The organism is Pseudomonas sp. TREG-RG-20F-10-E-6-01, from assembly GCF_022662455.1.
Lineage (GTDB): Bacteria > Pseudomonadota > Gammaproteobacteria > Pseudomonadales > Pseudomonadaceae > Aquipseudomonas.
In genome coordinates this window covers 80626-106732 of record NZ_JAKNQP010000002.1, presented here as the reverse complement: position 1 = coordinate 106732, position 26107 = coordinate 80626, and the positions used below count along the sequence as shown (strand labels likewise).

Below are 26107 nucleotides of genomic sequence, written 5' to 3'. Positions count from 1 at the left end.
AACCTATGCATAGCCCTGTAGATCTTCATGAGTTGTTGGCGCACGTCAGAGATGAACCGTCGTTCATACGATTTATCGAAGCCCTCGGTGTAGATTTCGCCAGCGGGCGTTTAATTGAAAAGACATCGCCTTCATCGGCCTATGGGCCAAGTGCTCTAGGCTGGGAAAATGTGTCCGTTGACGCGTTTTTCGATGCGGCAGCTTCGTGGGCAGACGCCAGTTCACGACTTGCCCAAGAGGATAGGTCGATACCCAATGTTTGGCATCGCTGTGCGGCCATTTTGCTGGCTGGGAAGTATTATGAGTGACACGGGTACGACATCCGCAACGTGGAAGGGAACCGTGGACGGGAGGTTGCCAAAGAACCAACGCAATAAGCTTTTGGTTGAAGCCGAAGCCTACGGTTTAACATTGAATGATCTTGCTGCCACCTGCGAGGAATTCGGCGTGGCCCCCCGCAATCTGCTGAACGAGCTATCCATAGCGGTTGCTGAAGGCTACTTGGCAGGGGCTTTGACTTACGAGTTCTGCGATGGCGTTATGAACGGGCTCATCGCTGCCATCGTTGATGTGGGCATGACCAATGACATGCCGCAGCCTGCTTTCTCGCTTTATCAGGCCTTTGATCAGGGGGAGTGGGGGCGCCATGATGATCCGCCGGAGATTGATACCATTGAGAAATATGTGAAGCCGCTGGTTGTGCAGATAGTGCGTGAGTTTCAGGGTGGTAGCGGATATCGGCCAGAAGCAGATCTTTAAGCTGGAAAAATAAATCCTTCGATTTTCTTGCCGCTTTGAGAGTTTGTCTACGTACTTTTACACTCTCTGGGCTGGTAAGCAGAGTTGGAAAATCAACTCGTCCCCTCTTCAAAAGTAGGTGCAAATGATGGCTCCCTTCGTTCTTCAGGACTTTGACGTTGGATGGGTCGCTACCGACGCCCTCGGACAGGTTGCGCTCTTCACTACAGGTGGCCCCGGACCAGTTCCTGATTCCGCGATACCCTCCGTCGAAAACTCCGAAGAATTTGTCCTTTCCTTGCCGAAAGTGTCCGATGTAGATCGGGCCACTGCCCGGGCTGGTGCAAACGCTTTCGTTGAATTTGCTAAACGTGGGTTCTTTGCTTACGACTGGTCGGACGTTCATCGCGATTCACGCCAGGCGTTGAGGGGGTATGAGCTGCAATACCGTCCCCAGAATCCACTGAAACTATTCGATTTGCCTGCCCCATTACGGGCATTGGCTGAGGTTACCCGGCTATCTCACGTAATCTTCGGAGCATCCATTATAGTGATAGGTGATCAGGTTGCTTAGCCTTTATTCGGCGAAAAGGGGACAGATTTATTTTTCTATCACTGTCCGCTTTTGGCCGATTCCTGCCTCTCACGACGGAAAGTAAACGGACCAGCGAATCCGCACTAACGCGACATCGAAATGCCTTTGCCATCAGGCCTGAATGAGTCGTCGCATAGCTCAGGAGTAAGACGACAGCTAAGGCTTGGCGCGACGTGTGGGCTGGGCCCAAAGCAGACGGTGGGCAGTCTGCTAATGCATCAGCAATGAGGTACCCATCACTGTCGCGCTTACAAAATCACCTTTTATGATGATCAAGAGGTTATGTATGGCGATGGAAAGTTATACAACATACACTCAGTGAATCTCGAAAGAACCTTCGCCTAATAAATATCCAGGAGCAATTATGAAACTTTTCGCGGCATTCACAATTTTGTTATTTGCATTAGTAGGATGCGCTACAACTGGGAGCCAATCGCCACAGCAAGCCGCACAATCTGCGGCAATTTTATTTGAGCAACAAAAATTTAATTTAGTTTGGGTTCCCGCAGCGAATAACGGCATTTCCGGAGCTATGGCATCCGCGCTTATCGGAAGTGCAGGTTTAGAATCTCCAATTGTTTCAAGCATCCACCAAATAATTGCCCCTGCAAGCAAAGCTGATGTTCGTGTCGCCATCTCAGGAACCAATAGTTCTTTTGCAGCCAACTCAGCTATTACAGCCTTAAGTAACACATCAAGCATGCTCCCTAAGTTGCAACTTGCATTTATCGGCTCGACATCAGATGCCGCGGCAGTTCGCTCGGCAGTTGAAGCTAAAGGCGGTAAATTCTTACACGCCACACCAAATGGCTCCTAACTAGCGGTTAGCGACGGTCTGACTTCGACCGTCGCTATGCATGATCAAACCTCAGTCTGTTCCGCCATCTCCAGGGCGTCATCGACCTCAATCCCCAGATATCGAACAGTGCTCTCCAGCTTCGTATGGCCGAGCAGCAACTGAAGCGCCCGTAGGTTCTTCGTTCTGCGATAGATTAGTGATGCCTTCGTACGTCTCATTGTGTGAGTGCCATACATGGCTGGATCAAGGCCTACGGCTTTCACCCAGCCTTTGACGATACGAGCGTATTGACGAGTGGATAGATGGTCTGAGGTATGTAGCCGACTAGGAAAAAGGCAGTCCTCGCTGCGTAGTTGTGCCTGATGTATCCAGGCCACGAGAGCTGACCGTGTTTGCTCAGTGATCTCAAACTGCACTGGTCGCTGCGTTTTTTGCTGCATCACCATGGCTCGGGATGATACGTGCTCGCCATGGGCGACATCGCGCACGCGGAGCTTGGTTAAGTCGCAGGCTCGAAGCTTACTGTCGATGGCCAGATCGAAGAGAGCCAGATCCCGGGTTCTTTCCGCAATTTGAAGCCTTACTCGGATGGCCCAGATATCTCTCAGTCGGAGTGGGGCTTTCTGCCCGACTAGTTTTCCTTTGTTTCAGGGCTGACGGCCGCAGGTAGCGATGGTGTTCATAACAAGTCCTCCACGTGTGGAAAGACAAGGATGGCTAATCAGAGCGACGGTCGCTCACCGGCCAAGGGTAGTCTCTTGGAGGGGTCTAAGAAGCCGGGGGGAAATTAAGTGTAGGAAATTTCTCACGCGCCCTTGAACTTTAATGAGCAACAGTTGTTCATAGGGGAGTTGCCTGTCAGAGGCAATTCTTGCAGATCACGTGCCGTTCTGGTGCATGCTGCACCCGCAGGAAGATTTCACAGGGATGCGAAATGAAAGTATGTTTCCGGCCTAGGGAGTACCTGGCCCGTTTCGGTACGTTGTACTTGCCTGTTAGAAAACTGCCACCGTCCCTTCATTCGGTGGCAGTATTGTTGTTCGGTTTGATCAGCAGTCTCGGCGTGCAGGCCGCTGACCCTCCCGCACCTGCCCAACAGTTGCTATTGCAGCAGGACCGCGAGCGAGCGTTGCGCGAGCAACTTGAGCCGTCGCCGGATGTGCGCCTTGAGGCGCAGCCCTCATCCTCCGCCGGGGTTTTGCTCGAGAAGCGCGAATCCCCCTGTTTCCTGATTCGTCAGGTCGTCTTGAACGGCGAGTTGGCTGAAGATTTTCAATGGGCACTGCGCAGCGCCGATCCCAAAAATGACCCGGCCACCGGTCAATGTCTAGGTGCCCAAGGCATCAACCTGACGATGAAGCGAATCCAGAATGCAATCATCGAGCGCGGGTTTGTCACGACACGCGTGCTTGCACCGCCTCAGGATTTAAACAGCGGTGTGCTGCAACTGACCCTGATTCCGGGGCGCATTCATTCCATCCGCTTCGCCGAAGGCACCTCTACCCGAGCCAATGCCTGGAACGCGGTGCCTGCCAAAACAGGTGACCTGCTGAACCTGCGTGATCTTGAGCAAGCGTTGGAAAACTTCAAACGCGTGCCCACGGCTGAGGCGGATATCCAAATCGCCGCGGCCCAGGGGATGGACGCAAAGCCGGGCGACAGTGACTTGGTTATCGCGTGGAAACAGGCACTTCCCGTGCGTTTGAGCGTGTCGGTAGATGATTCGGGAACCGATGCCACAGGTAAATACCTGGGTTCGGCTTCGGTGTCGTTGGACAACCTGCTGAGCCTGAACGATTTGTTCTACGCCAGCTTCAACCACGACTTGGGCGGGGGGGACGCGGGTAATCGTGGTTCCAAGGGCCATACCTTGCACTACTCTGTCCCCTACGGTTATTGGCTGTTTGGCGTCACGTCCAGCGAGTATGACTATCACCAGACGGTCGCTGGGGCCAACCAGACTTACAAGTACACCGGAGAAAGCAAAAACAACGAGATCAGCGCGTCTCGCTTGCTGTATCGCGATGCCGTGCGCAAAACCACGCTCAAGCTCAGTGGCTGGACGCGCACTTCGCAAAACTATATCGACGATACCGAGATCGAAATTCAGCGCCGACGCATGGCAGGCTGGGCGCTGGGGCTGAGTCATCGGGAGTTCATCGGTACCGCCACGCTCGATCTGGGCACCAGCTATCGCCGGGGCACAGGTGCGCGCAACGCAATCGCTGCGCCTGAGGAGGCGTTTGACGAAGGGACCTCGCGTTCGCAGATCATCAACGCCGACGCGCAATTTTCCGTACCGTTTGGCCTTGCCACGCAGCGCTTGCGTTACACCGCGGCCTGGCGTGCGCAGTGGAACCGCACGGCGTTGGTGCCGCAGGATCGTTTCTCGATCGGCGGGCGCTACAGCGTGCGCGGGTTTGACGGTGAAAACATTTTGTCGGCCGACCGTGGTTGGCTGGTGCGTAACGACCTCGGCCTGGCGCTGGGCAACTCCGGGCAGGAGACCTACCTGGGTGTTGACTACGGCAAGGTGGGCGGCCCTTCAAGCCAATACCTCATTGGTGATCATCTGGCCGGGTACGTGGTGGGGTTGCGCGGTGGCTACCGGCAAGTGTCTTACGACGTGTTTGTCGGTCAACCGATCAGCAAACCCAAGGGCTTCGAGACTGCCAGTACCACGGCAGGTTTCAGCCTGACGTGGTCGATGTGAGGGTTTGCCATGCAACTCGATAACCTTGAGCTGATCGCCCCGGCGTTCAGCGAAAAGCCATGGAACGAGGCCCAGGCGCTGGGTGCCGCCGTATGGCTGTGGATGCACTCGGCGAGCCATCGCGATGTGCCGCTGCACACCCTGAACGCGCTGCTGTTGCCAGCTATTGCCAACCGCCAGTTCATCATCGGCTACGAATCGGGGCGCCCGGTGTTTTACGCCGCCTGGTGTTGGTTCAGCGTCGAGGCCGAGCAGCGCTATGTGCAAAATCCTGCCATCAGCCTGCCTGCGCACGACTGGAACAGCGGCGAGCGACTGTGGTTCCTGGACTGGGTGACGCCTTTTGGTCACAGCGCCCGCCTTGCACGCTTAGTGCAGCGCCATTTGTTTGCCGACAGCCGGTTCAGCGCTCTGTATCACCGGGGCAACGAGCGCGGGTTACGGATCAAGCGGTTTCAAGGTGCTGCTCTGGCGCGCTTGAAGTGGCCGATCGCGGCCGTTGCCCGCCAATCGTAGTACTTGTCGCATTTTAGAGCTTTCAAGACACAGGGATCGTCATGAACAAACACCTCTACAGGATCGTTTTCAACAAAGCCCGTGGCCTGCTGATGGTAGTGGCCGAAAACGTGCTGGGCAGCAAAAAAGCCTCAGGCACCGGGATCGGTGTCGCCCCTGTCGTCTTGAATACTGTGCTGACACTGCTTCCCCTGCGGTTCTCATTGATGGCGGCGTTGGGCTTGATCACATTGGCCTCGCCGCTGGCCTGGGGCGATATTGTGGCTGACCGTGGCGCTGCGCCCGGCCAGCAACCGGTGATTATCAACGCCGCAAACGGTGTGCCCCAAGTCAACATTCAGGCCCCGAGTGCGGCAGGGGTGTCACGTAACACCTACAGCCAGTTCGACGTTAATGCCCAAGGCGCGATCCTCAACAATGCGCGCACCAATACCCAAACTCAGCTGGGTGGCTGGATCGAGGGCAATGCGCATTTGGCCGGCGGTACGGCGCGGGTGATCCTTAACGAGGTCAACAGCAGCAACCCCAGCCAATTGCGTGGTTACATCGAAGTCGCCGGTGACCGAGCCCAGGTGGTGATCGCCAACCCGTCGGGCATCGCCTGTGACGGCTGTGGTTTTATCAACGCCAACCGTGCCACCTTAACCAGCGGCAGTGCGCAGATGCAGGACGGCCAATTGCAAGGCTACCGCGTTGAAAGCGGCAAGGTGGTTATCTCCGGCAAGGGCCTGGACGCATCGCAGACCGACTTTACCGATGTCATCGCACGCTCGGTCGAGGTCAATGCCGGTATCTGGGCCAAAGACCTGCGGGTGACCAGTGGCGCCAACCAGGTCAATGCCGACAATACCCAGGCGACGGTCATCAACGGTTCCGGCGATAAGCCCCAGGTCGCCATTGACGTGGCGCAGCTGGGTGGCATGTATGCCGGCAAAATCAAGTTGGTGGGTACCGAAGCCGGCCTGGGCGTGCGCAATGCCGGGCAAATAGGTTCGAGTGCCGGCGATGTGGTCATCAGCGCCGACGGGCGCCTGGGCAACAGCGGGCAAATCAGCAGCAGTCAGAACCTGCAGGTGGACAGCCAGCTGGGCATCGATAACAGCGGTTCGCTGTACAGCAAGGGCGCCGCGACGCTGTCCAGTCGTGGCGATATCAACAACCAAGGGGTGGTGGCTGCGCAGCAGGACTTGACCCTGACCGCCCAAACCATCGACAACGCCAGCAAGTCGATATTGGGCGCAGGTGTGGCAGCTGACGGCGCGGTCAGTGGCAATGGCGCACTGCGCGTCAGCGCCAGCCAGGCGCTCAAGCACCAAGGCTCGGCGATTGCTGCCGGGGATCTGCAGTTGAGCGCCGAGAACCTTGACCTCAATGCGAGTAAGACCGCTGCGCACAATGTCATGCTCACTGCTCGCACGGGCGGCGCTGACTTAAGCGGTGCAGCGTTGGACGCGACAGGGACGTTGAGCACAGCGGTGCGACAAACCCTGACCACCGACAGTGCCAAAATCAACACCGAAGGTGTGCAATTGGCCGCCGGCAGCCTGTCCAACCGCCAAGGTGAAATCGTCCAGGTCGGCAAGGGCGCCACGGTGATTGCTGTGTCCGACCGCCTGGATAACACCGAAGGACGCATCGCCAGCAATGCGACCGACGTACGCCTTTCGGCGGCGCGCCTGTCCAATGCCAAGGGCAGGATCGAGCATGCCGGCACGGGCAGCCTGACACTTCAAGGCCAGGCGTTGCAGGGGGACCATGGGGACATACACAGCAACGGTTTACTGCAAGTCGCGGTTGCCGATGCCGTGCTGGACGGCGCCAGCACCGTGGCGCGGCAGATTCAGATCGACAGCCATCAACTGTCCAACCGGCAGGGGAAAATCCTGCAGACCGGCACGGATACTCTGCGTATCACCACCACCGGTTTGCTCGACAACACCGGCGCCACCCTGGCCAGTGACAGTGACGTCAGCCTGACGGCGGATCGCTTGCTCAATCAGGGCGGCACGGTTCAGGCGGCAGTGGCCGGCAACCTCAAGGTCACCGCGCATACGCTGTTGGACAACCGTGCAGGCACCCTGGCCGCAGCCAAGGGCGCGCAGTTGAGTAGCGGGCAGTTGCTCAACGCGCAAGGCAAGATCACAGCAGGCGACAGCCTCACGCTGTCCGGCGGGCAGGTGAGCAATGACCACGGCACGCTGGCGGCCATCGGCGCACTCAGTGTCAGCGCCGACGCACTGAGTAACCGCCAGGGCACCGTGGGTTCGGTCGGCGGGCCGCTGGTGCTGGCGGTGAGCCAGGGCGCGTTCGATAACAGCGGCGGTGTGGTGCAGGCCCAGCAAGGCGTGACGATTACCAGCCTGGGTCTGAATAACGACGATGGGTTGATCAGTGGCGCGGCCTTGTTGCTCGACAGTGCCGGGCAAGGCCTGTCAAACCAGCGCGGCGCCATAATCGGCAGCGGCACCGTGGACCTGCGCAGTGGTGAGCTGAAGAACCAGGCCGGGCTTATCCAGGGTAGCGGTGCGATCACACTCGACACCCATGGGCAAACGTTGACCAACACTGATTCGGGCAGCGCCAATGGCATCCTCGGGCAGGCCGGTATCACGCTGCGCACCGGCAACCTGAACAACAGCGCCGGCTTTATCGGCAGCAAAGGCGACGTGGCGATCCATGCCGCGCAGGTCGATAACCTCAACGCCGGTATACTCAGCAGTGAAAAGAGCCTGCTGCTGACGGCTGATGGCCTGAGCAATCGCGGTGGCCAGTTGCAGAGCCTGGGTAACGCGCGGCTGGACATCGGCAGCGGTCGCCTCGATAACGTCGGCGGTCTGCTGCGTGCCGGGGGCACCTTGACGGTCGATGCAGGACAGTTGGATAACCAGCAGACCCAAGGGAGCAACCAGGGTGTGGAGGGGCAGTCGTTGGCCCTGAACCTGGCGCAGTTGCTTAACCGCTCGGGTGCCCTGCGTGCCGACCAGTTGCTGACCGTCAACAGTGCCGGGCAGTTGGATAACAGCGCGGGCCTGATCTCGTCGAGCAAGCAAGTGTCAATCCGCGCCGACCAAGCGCTGCTCAACAGTGCCGGTACCGTGATCGCCGGAGAACGGCTCGGCCTGACCAGCGCGAGCCTCAGCGGCGATGGACGCGTGTTGAGCCTGGGCGATATCAGCCTCAACCTGGCTTCGGGGTTGGTCAATACCGGCAAACTGCAAGCCAACGGTAATCTTGAGCTGACCCTGCAAGGCATGCTCGATAACCAGGGTGGCGTTCAGGCCGGCAAGCAATTGCGGGTCTTGAGCGATAGCGTTGAAAACCGCGCCAACGGCGAGATCAGTGCCGCGCAAGTGACCCTCGATGTGGCGGATACCCTGAACAACCGTGGCTTGATCGATGCCCAGATCACCCGGATCAATACCCAGGTGCTCAACAACCTGGGCAGCGGCCGTATTTATGGTGATCACTTATCCATTGCGGCGGGGCAACTGACCAATGATGTGGAAGATGCCCGCGCGGCTGTGATCGCCGCGCGCGAGCGCCTCGACATTGGCGTCGGGACGCTGGTCAACCGTGAGCACGCCATGCTTTTCAGTGCCGGTGATCTGTTGATCGGCGGCGCGCTGGATGCCCAGGGCCAGGCCACCGGCCAGGCCGGGCTGGTGCGTAACGCCAGCGCAAGCATCGAAGCCCTCGGTGGGCTGAGCCTTAACAGTGCCGAGTTGCGCAATACCAACGAACACTTCAGCACCCAAGTGGTTGAGGTCAGCCGCGAAGGCGTCCAGGAGTTCCAGCACACTGGCTCTGCCAATCGTTATCGCCCTGACCAGATCTCACTCTACAACGACGAAGTCAGCCACTTGGTCAGCCCCGAGGGCGTGGCCGATAACTACAACCGCTACGACTACACCCGCACTATCACCCAGACGCAGATCCTCACCTCGGACCCGGGTGAAATCCTTTCCGGCGGCTCAATGCTGCTGACCGCCAATTCGGTGTTGAACGACAAGAGCCGGATCATCGCCGGCGGCACCTTGGTGGGCACTATCGGACAGCTCAACAACACCGAAGTCACCGGGCAGCAGACGGTGACGGACAGTGGCACATTCAGTCATCTGTATCGCATCCATCGCAAAGGGCGCGACCGCCAGGGCAACTCCACAGCCGCCTACAACCCGGCAGCCAGTGTCACAGATATCTTCCTGCAGCCCACCCAGTACCTGGAAAATACCGCCCAAACCGGCAGTGGCCTGCAAGTCGGTGCACGCCTGACCAGCAGCGTCGACCAGGCCGCCGTCGGTGCCGGCGCTGCCACCGTGAACGTGGGCAATGGCCGTGCGTCGGCCCCGGTCCTGGAGGTGCCGGCCTTGCAAGCTACTGCGGCGGGCGGCGTCGGCGAGTCGATACGCACTGGCGGTGTCAGTGTGCAGGTGCCGGACAATAGCCTGTTCCACCTCAACCCTCAGGCAAACCCGAACTACCTGGTGGAAAGCGACCCGCGTTTCACCAGTTACCGCTCTTGGTTGTCGTCCAATTACATGCTCGATCGGCTCCAACTCGACCCCGGCCTGACCCTGACGCGCCTGGGCGATGGTTTCTATGAGCAGAAGCTGATCCGTGAGCAGATCGCCCAACTGACCGGGCGGCGCTTTCTGGATGGCTACGCCAACGACGAGACCCAGTACCGGGCGCTGCTGGACAGCGCGCTGACCTACGCCGGAAAGTGGAGCCTGGTGCCCGGTGTGGCACTCAGTCCTGAACAAATGGCGCAATTGACCAGTGACATCGTGTGGTTGGTCAAAAAAGACGTGACCCTCGCCGATGGCAGCGTGACCCAGGCATTGGTGCCGCAGGTGTATGTAAGGGTGCGCGACGGTGACCTGGACGGTTCCGGCGCGCTGATGGCGGGTAACGTGGTGGACCTCAATCTGCAAGGCGACCTGGTCAACAGCGGCACGATTGCCGGGCGCAGCGTACTGGCGATTTCCGCCGACAGCATCCAGAACCTGGGCGGGCGTCTGTCCGGCGCCGAGGTAGAAGTGAAGGCTCGCACTGACTTGAATAACCTCGGTGGCTTGATCGATGCCGGCACGCGCCTGAACGCAGTCGCCGGTCGCGACATCAACCTGGTTTCCAGCACGCGCGACACCCAAAGTGCCCAGGGCACCGCGACCGGGATATCACGGGTTGCCGGACTTTTTGTGTCCGATGCCAAGGGTGAACTGGTAGCGAATGCCGCGCGCGACATCAACCTCAGTGCGGCGCAGATCGTCAGCTCGGGCAAAGACGGCAAGACCACGGTGGTTGCCGGCCACGATATCAACTTGGGCACGGTGACCCAGAGCCGCGAGCAGAGTGTGCAATGGAATTCCAGCAACTGGCGCAAGGACGCCAGCCGCACCGATACCGGCAGCGTGATCCAGGGTGAAGGCGAGGTCCGCCTGGTCGCAGACAACGACCTCAATGCCCGTGGCGCGAAAGTCACCAGCGAGCAGGGTGGGGTCACCGTTGCCACAGGGCGTGACGTCAATCTCGGCACCAGCCAGAGCTACAACTTTGTCGATGAAGCCCACAAAGTCACCGGCAGTAATAGCCTGTTCTCCAGCAAGACCACCACCACCCGTGACACGGTCAGTGAGACCCGCGCCCAGGCCACCACCCTCAGTGGCGAGACGACGTGGGTCAAGGCCGGCAACGACGTGAATGTGCGCGGCAGCAACGTGGTCTCTACCAGCGGTACGACCTTGTTGGCCGGACACGATGTGAATGTACTGGCCGCCACCGATCAGCTCAGCGAGCAGCATTTCAAGGACGTCAAGCAAAGCGGGTTGTTCAGCGGCGGCGCAATCGCGGTGACCATCGGCAGCCAGCAACGCAGTGACAAAAACCGCACCGACAGTGAAACGGCGGCCGCCAGCACCATCGGCGCCACCGACGGCAGCGTGAACATTTTGGCCGGCAATACGTATCGCCAGGTCGGCAGCCAATTGACGGCGCCCAAGGGCGATGTGGACATTGCGGCGCAGCACGTCAATATCCTTGAGGCTCGCAACCAGCAACACATCAGTCAGGAGACCAAATTCAAGCAAGGCGGCCTCACGATTACCGTGACTAACCCGGTGATCGAAGCCGTGCAGACCGCTCAGCGGATGAAAACCGCTTCCGACCGTACCGACGATGGCCGGCTAAAAACCCTGGCGCTGGTCAATACCCTGATGGGAGCCGGCAACGGCTATATCCAGTACGACAAAGACCCGGCCATGGCCGGGGGCATCAATATCAGCATTTCGGCAGGCACCAGTAAGAAGGAGAGTAAAAGCGAGCAGACCTCCAACTCGGCGGCCGGCTCGTCGGTATTGGCCGGTGGCGATGTCAACATCACTGCTGCAGGCGCCGGCAAGAACAGTAACCTCACGGTGCAAGGCAGCCAGATCACCGCCAGGCATGATGTAAATCTCAAGGCCGACGGCACAATCGCCTTGCTCGCCGCGCAAAATACAGTGGAGCAGCGCAGTACCGAGAAGGGCAGTAATGCCAGCCTGGGGATCGGTATTGCTATCGGCAGTTCGACCAACGGTATCAGTTTCAACGCAGGTGCTTCCCAGAACCGCGGCAAGGCCGACGGCAATGATGTGGTCTGGAGCAACACCCACGTGGATGCGGGTAATAAAGTCTCGCTCGACTCTGCAGGCGATACCCGGCTCAAGGGAGCGGTGGTCACCGGCAAGCAAGTCACTGCCGATGTGGGCGGTGATTTCAGCGTCGAAAGCCTGCAGGACACCAGTACCTACAAGGCCAAGCAAACCAGCCTCGGCGTGGGCGTGAGCATCTGCGTGCCGCCGTTCTGCATCGGTTCATCGAGCTTCACGCTGAGTCAGAACAAAGGCATCCAGAAATCCAACTTTGAAAGCGTCACCGAGCAGAGCGGCATTCGGGCTGGCGACGATGGCTTTGATATCCGCGTCAAAGGCAATACCGACTTGGTGGGCGGCGTGATTGCCAGCAATGACAAGGCGATCGCCGAGGGCAAAAACAGCCTGAGCACTGGCTCATTGACCACCTCCAACCTGCACAACAGCGCCAAGGCGAGTGCGGACAGCAGCGGGTTCACCCTCAGCAGCGACTTTGTCGGCCAGGGCATGTACGGCGCTAGTAAGGCTTTGTTCAGCAATTACCTGGATGCGGGAAAAGCCTCGGATTCATCCCAGGGCAATACCCTGAGCGCGGTGAGTGCGGGCAATATTCTGATTACCGATGCCTATCGCCAGCAACAGCTGACCGGGCGTGATGCCAACCAAACAGTGGCCGGGCTCAACCGTGATGCCGCCCATTCCCATGTTGGCGCCGGGCGCCAGGATCTGGACAAACTGCAACGCACCGCCGAGGCGGAGCAGTCGATCAAGAATGAAGCCTATCGCCAGGGGGTGCAGTTTACCGATGAGGCGTACCGTACGATGTTCAAGACGGCGCCCCAGATGTATGCCGTGGATATGGATGATCAGGGCAATGTCGACAGAGGTGCGGACACGAAACCGCAGTTCCGGGAGGTTGAGGGTGAGGAGCGGGATAACCTGCAACCCGACGCTAACAACGTGGTCAACGTGGCCCTCAACGGGATTTTCAACGACGCGCAGGCAGCGGCGAAATACGCCGCTCAGCATCGCGACCCAGATGCTACAGGGCCACAATATTTCCTATGGTTTCCGACAGCGGGTAACCGAATGTCAGAGCTGCTGGTTGCCGGCTATCAGAAGGCAATGGACAACGACTTCTGGGGCTTGACCAACTACACCGAAGCCGCTCGGGAAATCCAGCTCAAGTACGGTGCCACCGGTTTGCATTTGACTGAGCACAGCCGCGGCACCATGACCGGCGGCAACTCGCGAGACTCCATTGCTAATTTGCCTGATGCTGCGGGTCTGCTCAGCAAGACCACGGTGTATAACTTTGGCGGAGCGTTCAATGTCTATCGCGCCGATGAACAGCTGGCCTATCTGCAAAACCGCAACGCCGTCACCGACCCTGTCGAACGGGCGAACATGGTCCTCAAATATGAGGTCCACAACTACGATCCGGTTGGCCGGTTGTTCTTCATGGGCAACAACCCGGGCACCGGCGGGGTGATCCCTGAAGGCAGTACCTATCTCAAGGAACTAATCAACGTCTTCAACGGTGCCACTACGATGCACAGTTGTTATGGCAGTGGTGAGTCTGCCTGCACGAGGTATTGGCCTGACATGAAAGAAATGAAGCCGGTGCTGGTGCCTGTCAGCCCTAGAAAATAAGGAAACCTAGAATGTGGCTTAAACCAGTTGCACTTGCAGTCATGCTGCTACCGCTCGTCACGGCCTGTTTTGCCACGCCGTTTCAGCCACCCACTGATGAAGTGGAGCTATGGAAGAAACCGGGTGCGAACAGCCAGGAGGTGTTCGCTTCGATGTTGGCGTGCGGTTCAAAAAACCGATCCGGCATTGATCCCAAGGCCACGCTCCAGCAGAAAGCAGAACGCTTCGAGTGTATGAAGCGTGCAGGCTACACCCGCAGTGACGGTTTTGATCTCTGTGCGCTGGACACCCGGCATGAGCTCAAGGCCTGTGCGTCCGCACGTTGAAGGCACAAGAAATAGGATTTTCCATGAGAGCGTTTCTGATAGCGGGTCTGGCTTTTGCCGTGAGCGGCTGCGGCAATATTGCCAATATCCGGGCTTACTCCACGGCCTATGTCGAACCCGCCTCAGGTGATACCGCGCGTTTGCGCGTAATCACCAATGGCATGGCGCGCGGCGTGCCGGGCCGCGATTGCATCGACTGGCGTGTCCCCGGCGCCGGGGTGATGGCCGTGTCCGAATCCGGCTTTGCGGACAAGAATAATGGTCGCAGCCTGGGCATGCCCGAGAGCAACCGCCGGGTGGAAGGACAAGATCTGGCGCGTACCGAACTCAAAGTGCCGGCGGGCAAGCCTTTCGCCATGAACTTCCAGAGTGAAGGCCACGTTTCCGCCGGATATTCCTATAGTTGCCGGCAAACCTTTCGTTTCACCCCAAAGGCGGGTCAGGACTATGAGCTGGTCCTGTTGGACGGTGGCCAGTGCCTGGTCGCGTTGCAGCGCTTAAACCCAGCTGGAAAACCTGAAAGTGAGCCTGTTGAGAAGGCAGGGCTGTGTAGAGCACTGGATGCCTTTTAGCTCAGCGTATTCAGAATTCCAGCGACAGGTGGCTATCCGGATATTGCGGATAGTTCAAACCTAAGCGTGAGCCGAATCAATGCGCATCGGGGGCGTGGCCTTTAGCCGACTTGACATACCAGGCGTATCCAAGAGGCAGAGAAGTGAGCCAGCTTGCACTTGCGGAGGAGGCAAGCTGGGCGAAACCAGAACCGAGTTGGTCGTCCGCTTTTGGCCGGTTGATTTCTGTCACGAGGGGCTGCTACCGACCTGAAGAGGTTTCAACGAAGTTTCGCCGACGTACTACGGTGTCCTTTTAGATGGCAATTCAGGTGTAATCGGCAAGCCCGCTCTGAGGATTTAAGCCCCATGACTGACCGCTTGGTGTCAAGCTATCCTGACGTACACCGTACTTTCGATGCTCTAGAACCGGCCGAGAAAACGCGGGTGGCTACTCGTATCGTTCTCTGGGCGGTTGATGAGGTAGGGGGTGACTCTAATGAGGTCGCTGAACTGTTGTCGTGTGGAGGTCGGGCTCGACTTGAGACTATATGCGCTCAAATGGAGGAACAATATTTCTATCTGCTGGAGCGCGACGACGACGGATCTTTTGCTTGGTTTTGCAAGGCCCGCGCATATAGTGCTAGCGTGTTCCTTGCCCGTGACGAACTTGACGACGCGGTCTATGAATCGATTTTCGCGACTGATAAACCGTTCCAGGTCAGCGATTTCTTGTGAAAGCGTTGTGCAGTGTGAGCAACGAAAATCTGTCGATGACCACTTTCGACCCATTGCGAGCATTCGAAGGAGCCAACAGAATCGGGGGGCCTCTTGTGGTGAGGTGACGCATGGTGAGGATTGAAGTATCTGAAGAAGCCGACTGGACGCTTTGACGTCCCTCAACTAAGCGCTAAGCAAGGTAGGTTTCGCGATGAAAAGCTGGATAGCTAATACGAAAGTTAATGCACTTTAAGGGGCTAGCTCTCAAAAATTTGATGGCGTGATGCTTAGGCGGGCCCTTATAGAATACTGCGACAGATATCAAAAAATTTACCCTTTGAAATTCTGGAAGAGCCACTTGAGTTTCTGAAAAACAACGTAAATTCAGATGATGAATATAGGGAAATGCGAGCGCTTCTCAGGATTGCAGCTGAAGAATACTGCGTTAGTTTAAACGAGATAGCCGATGCTCTTCTTGACCTGATAGACACGCGCATCCTTTCCACGGACCAAGCAAAGAAAATCATCAGCCACGTTTTCGAAGCATTTTCCTGCAATGAAAGCCCCGAAGATTTCATTCCAAGAGAGGATGCCTACTTGTGCAAAAACCTATTTGCGATTACCTCCAGTTAGCAAATGGTTGAAACCTCTAGCCTGGCTCACAATGACTGGCGCCGATTGGCGCAACTAGATACTCACCTCGGGATACTTTTGGGCCTTGATGACCGGCTGCTTCTGGCCGAAAGCAGCCCCTTTCCACGCTAACCGGTCTACCATGGCATCCCCCGGCAGTGGTCCATGCGCTCCCGATCATTTTTTCTCAAGGTATCGCCATGTCCATCGACCAAATCTCCCTCCCTAAAGGCGTAGGCCCTCACGCCATCAAGCTGCTCGACGCCATCACCGGTGCTTCCACCCACGAAGAACTCAACCGCGCTGGCGGCAAGGCCGAAGGCTTTGTGTTGGGGCTGGAAGCCACCAAAGCCATCAAAAGCCAGATCGCCGAGTCGTTATATGTGGCTTACGATGATGCGGCGAGTAACCGCGCGGGTGAGTTGAAGGGTTAAGAACCGGCAATGCAGGACGTTGCGCGCGCAGGTCGTTAAACTGGGCGCCTTTTTATTTCTCAGGATGAGGCTGTCATGTTCAAAGTTGCTCTCGCGTCACTGCTGCTGGCGTGTGCCTTCGGCGCTCAAGCGGATACGACTGTTGATGTGTCAAAGATTTACGGCAACATCAAGTTCGTCAGTAGCTTCCCGGACTATAAGGTCAAGGTGGTAAACAGTTTCCCTGACCTTAAGGTAAAGCAGGTGAGCAGTTTTCCCGATTCGGCCGGCAAGTGGAAAACAGTCGAGAGTTTCCCCGACTACAAGATCCAGATTGTTGACTCCTTTCCAGACTTCACCATTCAGTACGTTGATTCGTTCCCTGGGGTTAATTGAAGGCAGCGCCCTCAGCGGCGCTGCCGTGGGCTGTGGGTCAGCCAGGGCAAGGTGCTTCATGGTCGAGCAATTTGGCCGTGAGCAGCACGCCCAGTTCGCTCAGTTGGTGGATGGCCAGGGCGATGTCGCGGTGTTTGCCGCACAGGTCTTCGGACAGGTCGAGCAGCAGGGTGCTGACGCTGGTGAAGGTTTCGTAGCTGTTGGTGATGAGGGTTTCGGTGCTGGCGTCGGGGACGACGGTGAAGAGGGTGGTTGAGTCAGTTTTTGCTTGAGTCATAACGATATCCTGGTTTAGGCCGCCATCTTTTCGCTACTAAACGAAAAGGTGGCAGCTGTGCGCAGGTTAGTAGACCGGTGGATATCAAAGCCGGCGCGCCCGAAGACGCCCTACGCACAGCCACCATCAAGCACAGACGCAATGTCTGATTGATGAAGCTCATGCACTTTTCAATACCCAACTCAGGCTACTAAACCCGATCACTGAACATTCAGCGACCGAGCCACCTTAGAGACGGCCACCCCAGCGCACAAGCCGGCGGATTCTGACGCACGCGTAGGCAATGGGGCAAGGTGCTGCGGGCCGTTCGCAATTTCCCAGGCTGAGGAAACTCCTTTTGTGGCGAGCAGGCTTGCCCTGCGTTGGGCTGCGAAGCGGCCCCTCCAAACAGGCGACCGAGTTTCACTGTTGGACCGCGGTGGCTGGGTTGGGAGCGCTGCGCACTCCAACGCAGGGCAAGCCTGCTCGCCACAGCAAGCACTCAAGCCACAACAAGCCTGCCTGACACAGCAAGCCTTCAAGCCACAACAAGCCTGCTTGCCACAACCGTGCCGGGTTCAAAAAACGCCTGATTCACCCCAACCCCACGCATGATCGAAAACCGTGGGTCGATCAGCTTCAGCGTTTGCTCGCCCTTCAGGCGCCCGACCACCACGTGGTAGGTCTTTGGCACTTCGGAGAGGTTTTCCGGGTTGCGGGCGAGTTTTTCAATCGCCGGGGTGTTGGCCCAGTCGGCGATGGTTTTCTGGCGAATGTCCACGGTCACCACCCAGGATTTGTCCACGGCGGCGCCCATGGGGTTGGTGTTGGCGGCAATGTTCTGGACCTTGGCGATTTCATAGCCCTGGGCGTAGCAGAACCCGGATTCCTGCTGCACGTAGGCGGCGCGGCCGGCGTCGGTGAGGGTGTAGGTTTTGTCGCTTTTGGCCAGCAGGCCGGCGTTGGTCAGCGCATCGAAGGCCGGCTGGTTGGCGCTGGAGGTGCCGCTCATGACGCTGTCACTCAAGGTCACCGGGAAGCTGTTGAACATCGCCGCCTTTACGCAGGAAGCCCCTTCCAGCCTGGGTTGCAGCGCGGTTTGAATGTCGGCGTCCGATGGGCTGTCGCTGCAGGCGGTGAGCAGCAACGCGGCGGCGGTGATGAGGGCCATTTCTCTGATTCGCATCGTTTTATCCTTGACGATTGGTGGCGGGCGGGCAAAGTGTATAGAAATATTGCTGTCACGAAACCCTCCCGCCAGTCGTGTAGGGTCGGTGGCTTGAGCCGCACTGAACACCCAAGGATTAACCATGACATTGACCGTCAACACCCTGCTCGAACTGGCCATGGCCAACCCCATCAACGCCCAGATCACCGCACGCCTGCCCGACCTCGGTGTGGAGCAGTGCATGCTCACGGCGGGCTGCCTGTTCCAGGCCGTATGGAACCATCAGTCAAACTTGCCTGCGGCTCAGGGCGTAAAGGACTACGACGTCTTTTACTTCGACACGGATCTGTCTTACGAAGCGGAGGACAAAGTGATCCGCGCCGCCGAACGTTTATTTGAGGATTTGGGCGTCAACGTCGAGGTCAAGAACCAGGCGCGGGTGCACCTTTGGTACGGCGAGCGCTTTGGTCGGCCTTATCCACAGTTGCACTCGGCTAAACAGGGCGTGGACCGTTACCTGGTGGCCGGCACCTGCATCGGGCTGGAGATCGACACGGGCGAGGTGTATGCGCCCTATGGCTTAGCGGATGTGGAGCAGGGCGTGTTGCGCATCAACCCGCTGCACCCGGAGCCTGAGTTGTTCGCCGCCAAGGCCCGCAGTTATCAAGCGCGCTGGCCTTGGCTGAAGATCGTGGCGCCGGATGATTTGTGAACTTTTACCGGCTCCCCATGCGTCCTATCTTCAAATGAACCCTGAGAGTGGATAGCCCATGATCTTCCTGATTTTCCTCATCGCCTGCGCCGCGGCCGCCAGCACCGGCGTTATTTTCAAGCCCGGCCAGTGGTACGAAAGCCTGGTCAAACCCAGCTTCACCCCACCCAATTGGTTGTTTCCGGTGGCCTGGACGGTCATCTATCTGCTGCTCGCCTGGGCGGGCTATCGCCTGACGATGATCCCCGGCAGCCAATTGGCCCTGGGCTTGTGGGCGGCGCAGATTGCGCTGAACACGCTGTGGACGCCGGTGTTTTTCGGCGCGCATAACCTCTTCGTCGGGATGGTGGTGATCGTGCTGCTGTGGCTCGTAGTAGCGGCGTTGGTGGTGATGGCGTTGCGGTTGGACTTGATCACCGGGTTGATCCTGTTCCCTTACCTGGCGTGGCTGAGCGTGGCGGCGGCGTTGAATTTCTCGATTTTGCGGAACAATCGCTGATGGCCTACACACCGTGGCCTGCCAGCGAGCCTGAGCTGGCGCAGATGCGCGACTTCAACAAGAAGCTTGCCTGGATGCCGCGCTTTAAAATCCGCAACCGCGTCACGCCGCGTGTGATTCAGGCGCTATTGCGGGTCAGCCAAACGCTCAAAAAAGCGCCGCCGGCAGAAACCCGCACGGTGGACGCAGTGCCCGTGCGTATTCTGCGGCCCGAGGGGAAAACCAAAGGCGTGGTGCTGGATATCCACGGCGGCGGCTGGGTGATCGGCAATGCGCAGATGGACGACGACCTGAACCTGGGCATGGTGCAGGCGTGCAGCGTGGCGGTGGTGTCGGTGGACTATCGGCTGGCGGTCGACACGCCGGTTGAAGGGCTGATGGAGGACTGCCTGAATGCGGCGCGCTGGCTGCTCACCAGTGACGAGTTTGCTGATTTGCCGGTGTTTGTCGTGGGTGAGTCCGCCGGTGGGCATCTGGCGGCGGCAACCTTGCTGGCGCTTAAGCAATGGCCGGATTTGCTCAAGCGGGTGAGCGGTGCGGTGTTGTACTACGGCGTATACGACTTGACCGGCACGCCGAGCGTGCGCACGGCGGGGCCGGAGACATTGTTGCTGGACGGGCCGGGAATGGTCGAGGCGTTGCGCATGCTCACGCCGGGGTTGAGTGATGAACAACGTCGGCAACCGCCGTTGTCACCGTTGTATGGCGACCTGACAGGTTTGCCGCCGGCGTTGATGTTTGTGGGGGAGTTGGACCCGCTCAAGGACGACACGCTTCATCTCGCTGAGCGATGGGCAGCGGTGGCGGAAGTTGAAGCCCATCTGCTACCGGAATCAGCCCACGGGTTTATTCATTTTCCGGTGGCGATGGCGCAGGCGGTGCTGTTGCATAGCCGAGCGTGGATCACGGCTCGCATCAAGGCGTCGCCAACCCCAATCGATGCGCCTCCACACTCACATTCAACGGCGCAGCCGTAAGCGCTGGCCGATGCCCGAGCAGGCGCGTGGCGGGCTCCAGGCTGTCATCGGCGGGTATCAGCAGCACTTGCAAGGTCACGGGGTTGATGAGGCCCCAATTCGACAGGGTGTGGCAGGCTGTTCCGTTGCACACGGCCTGGTAGACGATGCGCGGCTCGCCATTGGCGTCGGAGTCGCAGGCGCCGCCGATGAAGTCGATGCTGTAGTAGCGCAGCAGCGTTGCACGCGGGCCGCGTTCTACGCGCAGGAAAACTTCAGCGCTTTCGCTGGTCAGCAAGGGCAACGTCGGGTCCACGCCGATCGTCACCGTGGCGTCGGCGCACTGCAGGCGTTGTTCGGCCAGGACCGGTGGGGCGCACAAGCTGGCGAGGAGGGTGCAGGCTGCAATCCGTAGCATAGGGGCGACTCCGTGGCGGGCTGGCGCGGATGCTAGCAGAGCGGTTGGCGAAGAAGATGAAATCCCTTTTTTGCAGCAAGGCAGGTAATCTCACGCGTCCAGATCGTCAGTCATCAAGGGCGGTGCAATGTGTGATTCTCGCGTAACACTCAGGCCGGCCGCTGTGACCGACCTGCCATCGATCTACCGGGGCGAGCAAGCCTACATCCAGTGTTGGGAGCCTGCGCATGAATCCGCATGGCGGCTGCAACTTGAGCGACACCTCACCCTCTGGGCAGACAACTTTGACCGGCTGACCGTCGCGATGCTTGACGGGCAGTTTGCAGGCTATTCGTTATGGGCGCCCGAGCAAGGCGCCGCCGAGCTGTACACCCTCAATGTCAGCGAGGCCTGCCGGCGCAACGGGGTGGGCCGGGCGCTGCTGGACGCTTATGCGCTCAAGGCCAAACAGAGTGGCTTCAATCAACTGGGGTTGCACGTACGCCCAGATAACCCTGCCCGGCTGCTGTATGAGCACGCGGGGTTTGCTTGTGTGGGGACGGCGGCCAACGGTTATCTTCGCTACGTGCGGGACAATGCATGAGCACCCTGTGCGGGTGAATCTCGGCGCAAGAATCGGATAGCGCATGATGCCGCGGGTATCGCCTGATAGGTGCCTACCCTGAGAGGCCTCTATCATGAACTTTCGAATTACCGGGCTTGCCCCCGAACCTTTTTCCAGCTTGTTTGGGTTGCCCGATGACGAACTCGCCTCGCGTGGCATCAAGCGTTGCTATGTCGACTGTCAGCCAGGCTTTCCTGACCGCATAGAGATGAAGGACGCCGAGGTCGGGCAAAGTATGTTGTTGCTCAATCACGTCAGCCAACCCGCGAACTCACCCTACCGCGCCTCGCACGCAATATTCGTTCGAGAGGGCGCGACGCGGGCCTACGACGCGGTGAATCAAGTGCCTGAGGTGATGCGAATCCGGCTGCTGTCTCTTCGGGCGTTTTCTGAGGAGGGCATGCTGCTGGAGGCCGATGTCGTGCCGGGGCAGGAGATAGAGCCGGTGATCGAGCGAATGTTGGCCAACCCAGCGGTCGGTTACATCCATGTTCACAACGCCAAGCAAGGCTGTTATTCGGGGCGGATAGAGCGGGCGTAAGGTCGGTTGAGTGGCATCTGCGGGGTTAGGCGCCTCACCCGGTTGAACTTGAAACCTGATCGGTAGGTCAGGATATGCAGTTGCTTACTCCCATCACAAGGATGCCACCATGCGCGAATACACCCTGAACTACCTGTTCAACGACGAGCCCCGCACCCACGTGTTTGAACTCAAACAGCCTGAACTGCCCGTGCACGAGGCGGCGATGCATTTACTGCAATTGCATTTTGGCGATGCGGAGAATGGGTTGATCCTGCCGCCTGCGGATGCGACGCCCGAGGAGATTCTGGAGCAGGCGCAGGTGGTAGGGATCAGCCAGATCAAAGTTGTATGAACGAGCGACCGGTCATTCAGGACGTGACCTGCGACGACATTCCAGCAGTGCTGGACTTTGTCCTTGAGGCTCGCAGCGAGCTTTTCCCCAAGCTCAGCGCAGCCGGCATGCCGGACGATCTGGCGCGATTTGAAGCGGTGTATGTTCATGGCGACGGGCAGTTTTTGATCGCCCGCGTCGATGGCCGGATCGTTGCGGCCATCGGCTATGTGCCCTACGACGGGCGCTTCTCCCAGTTGAATTACCAGGGCCTCAAGACGGTGGAGGTGGTGCGCCTGTTTGTGGCGCCGGCGTTGCGCCGATTCGGGTTGGCGGGTGAGTTGTACGGCGCGCTGGAGGCGAAGGCGCGGGGGGAGGGGGTGGAGATGGTTTACCTGCATACTCATCCGTTTCTTGCTGGCGCGATTGATTTTTGGCTTCGGCAAGGGTTTGAAATTGTTGATGTCGAGGCGGATCCGGTTTGGCGGACGACGCATATGCAGCGGTCTCTGTAGCTGCTTCAAGGACGCCGGGCAGCCAACCTGATTCTGGAAGCCGAACTCAATCAACTGTGGGAGCTGGCTTGCCTGCGATGGCATCAACTGTGTGTCCCTGATAGACCGAGGTGTCTGCATCGCAGGCAAGCCAGCTCCCACAGAAGAGCAAAGCAGTGCGGCACTGGCAGATGAACTCGGTCAAACTGTGGGAGCGGGCTTGCCCGCGAAGGCGGTGTGTCAGTGATACAACAGTCGGCTGACCCACCGCCATCGCAGGCAAGCCAGCTCCCACACTTGATCGGTGGTGTTTTTAGGGGCCGCGGTCAGCTCATCAGTTCGAGCGCAACCGCAGGATCTGCGCGCCGTCAAACGGGTCCGTCAGGTAGTGCGCCTGTACCCCGAATGTCTCTTGCAATCGCTGCGGCGTCAGCACCTCCAGCGGCTTGCCCAATGCCACCAGGCAGCCATGATCCAGTACCGCCAAACGGTCACAGGTCAGTGCCTGGTTGAGGTCATGCAGCGCAATCAACGTGGTCACCGGCAAGGCCTGCACGCCCTTCAAGATCGCCAGTTGATGCTGGATATCCAAGTGATTGGTCGGCTCATCCAGCAGCAGAATCTGCGGCCGTTGCGCCAGGGCGCGGGCGATGTGCACGCGTTGGCGTTCGCCGCCCGAGAGGCTGCGCCATGCACGTTTGCTCAGGTGGGGGGCGTCCACGTCGTGCAGCGCCTGGCTGACGATGGCCGCGTCCGCGTCCGACCACGGGCTCAATGCCGACAGCCAGGGCGTGCGGCCCAGCGCCACGGCGTCGAACACGCGGATGGCATCGTCGGTATCAGCCTGCTGCTCCACCACGGCCAGTTGCTGCGCGATGGCGCGCCGGGATAGGCGGCCCAAGTGCTGGCCGCCCAACAGCACTTCACCGGACGCCGGTGCACGCAAACCGGCGAGCAGTTTGAGCAGGGTGGACTTGCCGGAACCGTTCGGCCCGACAATGCCCAAGGTTTCACCCCGCTGAACGTCAAGGTGGATATCGCGCAGCAACTCGGCGTCGCGCACCTTGAACCCCAGCCCTGTGCAACTGAGCACCGTCATCGCGCATTTCTCCGGCCGATCAGGATCAATGCAAACACCGGCGCGCCAACCAGCGCGGTGACCACGCCGACCGGAATCACCTGGCCCTTGATCAGCGTGCGCGAGAGCACGTCGGCGGCGATCAAAAACAGCGCGCCGCCCAAGGCGCTGGCCGGCAGCAGGCGTGAATGCCCGGTACCGACCAGCAGGCGCACGGCATGCGGAATCACCAGCCCGACAAAGCCAATGGAGCCGACAATCGACACCATCACCGCCGTCACCAGCGCCGCACAGCCCACCAGCACAAACTGCACCCGGCGCACTGGAATGCCCAGCGAGGCCGCCGAGTCGGTGCCGAAGGTGAAGGCGTCCAGCGCGCGCCGATGCCACAGGCACACCGCCAGGCCTGCGACGGTCACCGGCACCGCCAGCCACACCGACGGCCAGCGCACCCCGCTGAGGTTGCCCAGCAGCCAGAACATAATGCCGCGTGCCTGCTCGGAGCTGGCGGACTTGGTGATCAGGAACGCAGTGAGGGCGTTGAACAGCTGTGAGCCGGCGATGCCGGCGAGGATGATCTGGCCGGTGCCGCTCGCCGAGCCGCTGGCGCGCGCCAGCAGAATCACCAGCGCAAAGGCCGCCATGGCGCCGACAAACGCACCTGCCGACAGCGAAACCAGCCCGCCGCCGACGCCGATCAGCGCCACCAGTACCGCGCCGGTCGAGGCGCCGGCGCTGATGCCCAGCAGATAAGGATCGGCCAACGGGTTACGCAACAGCGACTGCAAGATCACCCCGCACGTGGCCAACCCGGCACCGCACGCGGCGGCGACCAGGGCGCGGGTCAGGCGGTAATTCCACACCACGCCTTCGTCGATTGGGTCAAGCGCATAACCGGCCGCCCACAGTTTGTTGGCCAGCACTTGCAACACCACCTGCGGCGCGATGGCTGTTTCGCCGATGGCCACGCCGGCGAGCACGGCGAGCAACAGCAGCGCCAAGGCGAGAAGGGTACGCATCATTTGTGCAGGTCGTAGCCGTCAATGGCGCCGGCAAGCTGTTCCAGGCCATCGAACGTGCGCACGCTGGCCTGCAATGCCAGGGCGTCGAGGATGATGATGCGGTTGTTTTTCACCGCGTCCATGTTGCGCGTCACCGGGTCACTGCGCAGGAAGGCGAGTTTCTTTTCATGGTCGTCGGCCGGGTAGCGGCGCCGGTCCATGCGCGCGATCACCAGAAAGGTCGGGTTGGCCTTGGCAATGGTCTCCCAGCCGACGGCGGGCCACTCTTCATCGGACTGCACCACGTTGTGCAGGCCCAGGGTTTGGAGCATGAATTCGGGCACGCCCTTGTGGCCGGCCACGTACGGGTCGCTGGCCATTTCCGAGCTGGAGAACCACACCAATGCGCTGGCGTGCTTGAGGCCTTTGCTGTGGGCGGTGGCGATGGATTTGGCCAGGCGCGCCTTGAGTTCGTCGGTCAATTGTTGGCCGCGCGCCTGTACGTCGAAAATCTCGGCCAGTTGGCTGATGCTCTTATAGACGGTCTCGACGCGAAACGGCTCCAGCCGCGTGCCGTCGGCACCCACCAGGTTGTCCTTGGCTTCGCAGTCGGAGGGCAGCAGGTAGGTGGGGATCTTCAGCTCGTGAAACTGCTCGCGGGTGCCGACCACGCCTTGCGGGCCCACCACCCATTCCAGCTCGGCGGCCACCAGTTGCGGGCGCTTGGCGATCACCGCTTCGAAGCTGGGTTCGTTGTTGGCCAGGCGCTCAATGGCGTCGTTCTGCGCCTTGAATTGCGGCAATACGTTGTTGAACCACAGCGAGGTGCCGACCACTTTGTCGCCGACGCCCAAGGCGTAGAGCATTTCGGTGGCGGCCTGGCCGATGGTCACCGTGCGCGCAGGCGCCTGCTCAAAGGTCAGGGTGCTGCCGCAGTTCTGCACCGTCAGCGGGTAGTGAGTGGGCGCCGCTTGGGCCTGGGCACAAAAGCCCAGGGCGGTGATCAGGGCGGTAACGCGTGGCAGCATCGGGCAATCTCCGGGTAAACCGTACGTGGAACGGGGGAGGTACGGCTCGGAAATACACCCTGGAGCGCTGCGGGCATCGCAGGGCGCGGAGGTACTTCCCGGACACCCCGCCGGTTAGTGATTTTGCTGGGCCGGCAGGTCTCCTGACTGATGCGTCGTCGCCACGCTCCGGCCTTCCCGGGCAATACCCAGTGGCGATGTGGAGCAGGCTCAGCACCTACAGTTGCGGGGGCAGTTCCGATTGGCGCAATGAACGCGCTTCGGATTCCCTATTAGTCCCGTGTGGGAACCGGCGCGGTATGGTAGTCGATCATGCCCGCCAGGGGGAGCCTGTCCGCGCGCAATTGGCAGGCC

23 protein-coding genes, 1 pseudogene and 1 riboswitch are annotated in these 26107 nt (G+C 59.4%); of the genes and pseudogenes, 17 read left to right on the top strand and 7 right to left on the bottom strand.

The features are described from left to right. The first annotated feature begins 354 nt into the window (after positions 1–354). Complete coding sequence (locus L8K08_RS06875; RefSeq protein WP_145166011.1) at positions 355–759, top strand: hypothetical protein; 405 nt, start codon at positions 355–357, stop codon at positions 757–759. A gap of 938 nt (positions 760–1697) precedes the next feature. Beyond that, positions 1698–2150, top strand: a complete 453-nt coding sequence (locus L8K08_RS06870; RefSeq protein WP_157986860.1) for a hypothetical protein — start codon at positions 1698–1700, stop codon at positions 2148–2150. A gap of 44 nt (positions 2151–2194) precedes the next feature. Here the strand turns inward: L8K08_RS06870 and L8K08_RS06865 are convergent. Beyond that, positions 2195–2815, bottom strand: a pseudogene (locus L8K08_RS06865) (tyrosine-type recombinase/integrase). 251 nt (positions 2816–3066) lie between these two features. Here L8K08_RS06865 and L8K08_RS06860 point away from each other — a divergent pair. The 8 genes from L8K08_RS06860 (at position 3067) to L8K08_RS06825 (ending at position 16685) form a co-directional block, all read left to right on the top strand. Next, complete coding sequence (locus L8K08_RS06860; RefSeq protein WP_242195283.1) at positions 3067–4845, top strand: ShlB/FhaC/HecB family hemolysin secretion/activation protein; 1779 nt, start codon at positions 3067–3069, stop codon at positions 4843–4845. Positions 4846–4854: 9 nt separating this feature from the next. Further along, positions 4855–5361 carry a toxin-activating lysine-acyltransferase gene (locus tag L8K08_RS06855; protein WP_078827813.1) on the top strand — a complete coding sequence of 169 codons (507 nt, stop codon included), beginning with the start codon at positions 4855–4857 and terminating at the stop codon, positions 5359–5361. A 41-nt stretch (positions 5362–5402) separates the two neighbouring features. Continuing rightward, positions 5403–13646 carry a hemagglutinin repeat-containing protein gene (locus L8K08_RS06850; RefSeq protein ID WP_242195280.1) on the top strand — a complete coding sequence of 2748 codons (8244 nt, stop codon included), beginning with the start codon at positions 5403–5405 and terminating at the stop codon, positions 13644–13646. Between the two features lie 11 nt (positions 13647–13657). Beyond that, positions 13658–13972: a hypothetical protein gene (locus L8K08_RS06845; RefSeq protein ID WP_119742569.1), complete on the top strand. Its 315-nt coding sequence runs from the start codon at positions 13658–13660 to the stop codon at positions 13970–13972. A gap of 23 nt (positions 13973–13995) precedes the next feature. Beyond that, positions 13996–14544 carry a hypothetical protein gene (locus L8K08_RS06840; protein ID WP_119742571.1) on the top strand — a complete coding sequence of 183 codons (549 nt, stop codon included), beginning with the start codon at positions 13996–13998 and terminating at the stop codon, positions 14542–14544. Positions 14545–14892: 348 nt separating this feature from the next. Next, positions 14893–15261, top strand: coding sequence for a hypothetical protein (locus L8K08_RS06835; protein WP_119742573.1), 369 nt, complete (start codon positions 14893–14895; stop codon positions 15259–15261). Between the two features lie 815 nt (positions 15262–16076). Beyond that, positions 16077–16310 (top strand): hypothetical protein, encoded by a 234-nt coding sequence (locus L8K08_RS06830; protein WP_106576648.1) that lies wholly within the window; start codon positions 16077–16079, stop codon positions 16308–16310. 75 nt (positions 16311–16385) lie between these two features. Continuing rightward, on the top strand, positions 16386–16685 hold the full coding sequence (locus tag L8K08_RS06825; protein ID WP_017136894.1) for a hypothetical protein: 300 nt from the start codon (positions 16386–16388) through the stop codon (positions 16683–16685). A gap of 37 nt (positions 16686–16722) precedes the next feature. Here the strand turns inward: L8K08_RS06825 and L8K08_RS06820 are convergent, their stop codons facing one another. Both L8K08_RS06820 and L8K08_RS06815 read right to left on the bottom strand, forming a co-directional pair. After that, positions 16723–16962: a DUF6124 family protein gene (locus L8K08_RS06820; RefSeq protein ID WP_242195277.1), complete on the bottom strand. Its 240-nt coding sequence runs from the start codon at positions 16960–16962 to the stop codon at positions 16723–16725. 517 nt (positions 16963–17479) lie between these two features. Beyond that, positions 17480–18127, bottom strand: coding sequence for a hypothetical protein (locus L8K08_RS06815; protein WP_242195274.1), 648 nt, complete (start codon positions 18125–18127; stop codon positions 17480–17482). Between the two features lie 124 nt (positions 18128–18251). Here L8K08_RS06815 and L8K08_RS06810 point away from each other — a divergent pair, with 124 nt between their 5' ends. The 3 genes from L8K08_RS06810 to L8K08_RS06800 are packed head-to-tail and all read left to right on the top strand — an operon-like array spanning position 18252 to position 20297. Continuing rightward, positions 18252–18821 (top strand): nucleotidyltransferase family protein, encoded by a 570-nt coding sequence (locus L8K08_RS06810; RefSeq protein ID WP_124418051.1) that lies wholly within the window; start codon positions 18252–18254, stop codon positions 18819–18821. 58 nt (positions 18822–18879) lie between these two features. Continuing rightward, the gene (locus L8K08_RS06805; protein ID WP_242195272.1) at positions 18880–19320 is read left to right on the top strand and encodes a TspO/MBR family protein; all 441 of its coding nucleotides are present in this window, start codon (positions 18880–18882) and stop codon (positions 19318–19320) included. After that, positions 19320–20297, top strand: coding sequence for an alpha/beta hydrolase (locus L8K08_RS06800; RefSeq protein WP_242195271.1), 978 nt, complete (start codon positions 19320–19322; stop codon positions 20295–20297). Before L8K08_RS06805 ends, L8K08_RS06800 begins: the two co-directional genes overlap by 1 nt. Here L8K08_RS06800 and L8K08_RS06795 read toward each other — a convergent pair. Continuing rightward, positions 20236–20694, bottom strand: a complete 459-nt coding sequence (locus tag L8K08_RS06795) for a hypothetical protein (protein ID WP_242195268.1) — start codon at positions 20692–20694, stop codon at positions 20236–20238. The two genes, L8K08_RS06800 and L8K08_RS06795, sit on opposite strands and share 62 nt — an antisense overlap. 163 nt (positions 20695–20857) lie before the next feature. Here L8K08_RS06795 and L8K08_RS06790 point away from each other — a divergent pair, with 163 nt between their 5' ends. The 4 genes from L8K08_RS06790 (at position 20858) to L8K08_RS06775 (ending at position 22667) form a co-directional block, all read left to right on the top strand. Then, complete coding sequence (locus tag L8K08_RS06790; RefSeq protein ID WP_242195265.1) at positions 20858–21277, top strand: GNAT family N-acetyltransferase; 420 nt, start codon at positions 20858–20860, stop codon at positions 21275–21277. A 94-nt stretch (positions 21278–21371) separates the two neighbouring features. Further along, positions 21372–21839, top strand: coding sequence for a DUF1203 domain-containing protein (locus L8K08_RS06785; protein ID WP_242195262.1), 468 nt, complete (start codon positions 21372–21374; stop codon positions 21837–21839). Between the two features lie 109 nt (positions 21840–21948). Continuing rightward, complete coding sequence (locus L8K08_RS06780) at positions 21949–22173, top strand: hypothetical protein (protein ID WP_145166000.1); 225 nt, start codon at positions 21949–21951, stop codon at positions 22171–22173. Beyond that, a complete protein-coding gene (locus tag L8K08_RS06775; RefSeq protein WP_242195259.1) occupies positions 22170–22667 on the top strand; it encodes a GNAT family N-acetyltransferase in 498 nt (165 codons plus the stop codon). Before L8K08_RS06780 ends, L8K08_RS06775 begins: the two co-directional genes overlap by 4 nt. 313 nt (positions 22668–22980) lie before the next feature. Here L8K08_RS06775 and L8K08_RS06770 read toward each other — a convergent pair whose 3' ends face one another. Genes L8K08_RS06770 through L8K08_RS06760 form a run of 3 tightly spaced genes read right to left on the bottom strand, consistent with a single transcriptional unit; the run spans position 22981 to position 25753 of the window. Next, entirely contained in the window at positions 22981–23745 is a 765-nt protein-coding gene (locus tag L8K08_RS06770) for an ABC transporter ATP-binding protein (RefSeq protein WP_242195256.1), read from the bottom strand. Then, complete coding sequence (locus tag L8K08_RS06765; protein ID WP_179677036.1) at positions 23742–24746, bottom strand: iron ABC transporter permease; 1005 nt, start codon at positions 24744–24746, stop codon at positions 23742–23744. The genes L8K08_RS06770 and L8K08_RS06765 overlap by 4 nt, the downstream gene beginning before the upstream one ends. Continuing rightward, the gene (locus tag L8K08_RS06760) at positions 24743–25753 is read right to left on the bottom strand and encodes an ABC transporter substrate-binding protein (RefSeq protein WP_242195254.1); all 1011 of its coding nucleotides are present in this window, start codon (positions 25751–25753) and stop codon (positions 24743–24745) included. The genes L8K08_RS06765 and L8K08_RS06760 overlap by 4 nt, the downstream gene beginning before the upstream one ends. A 115-nt stretch (positions 25754–25868) precedes the next feature. Further along, positions 25869–26062, bottom strand: a riboswitch (cobalamin riboswitch). Positions 26063–26107: the final 45 nt, after the last annotated feature.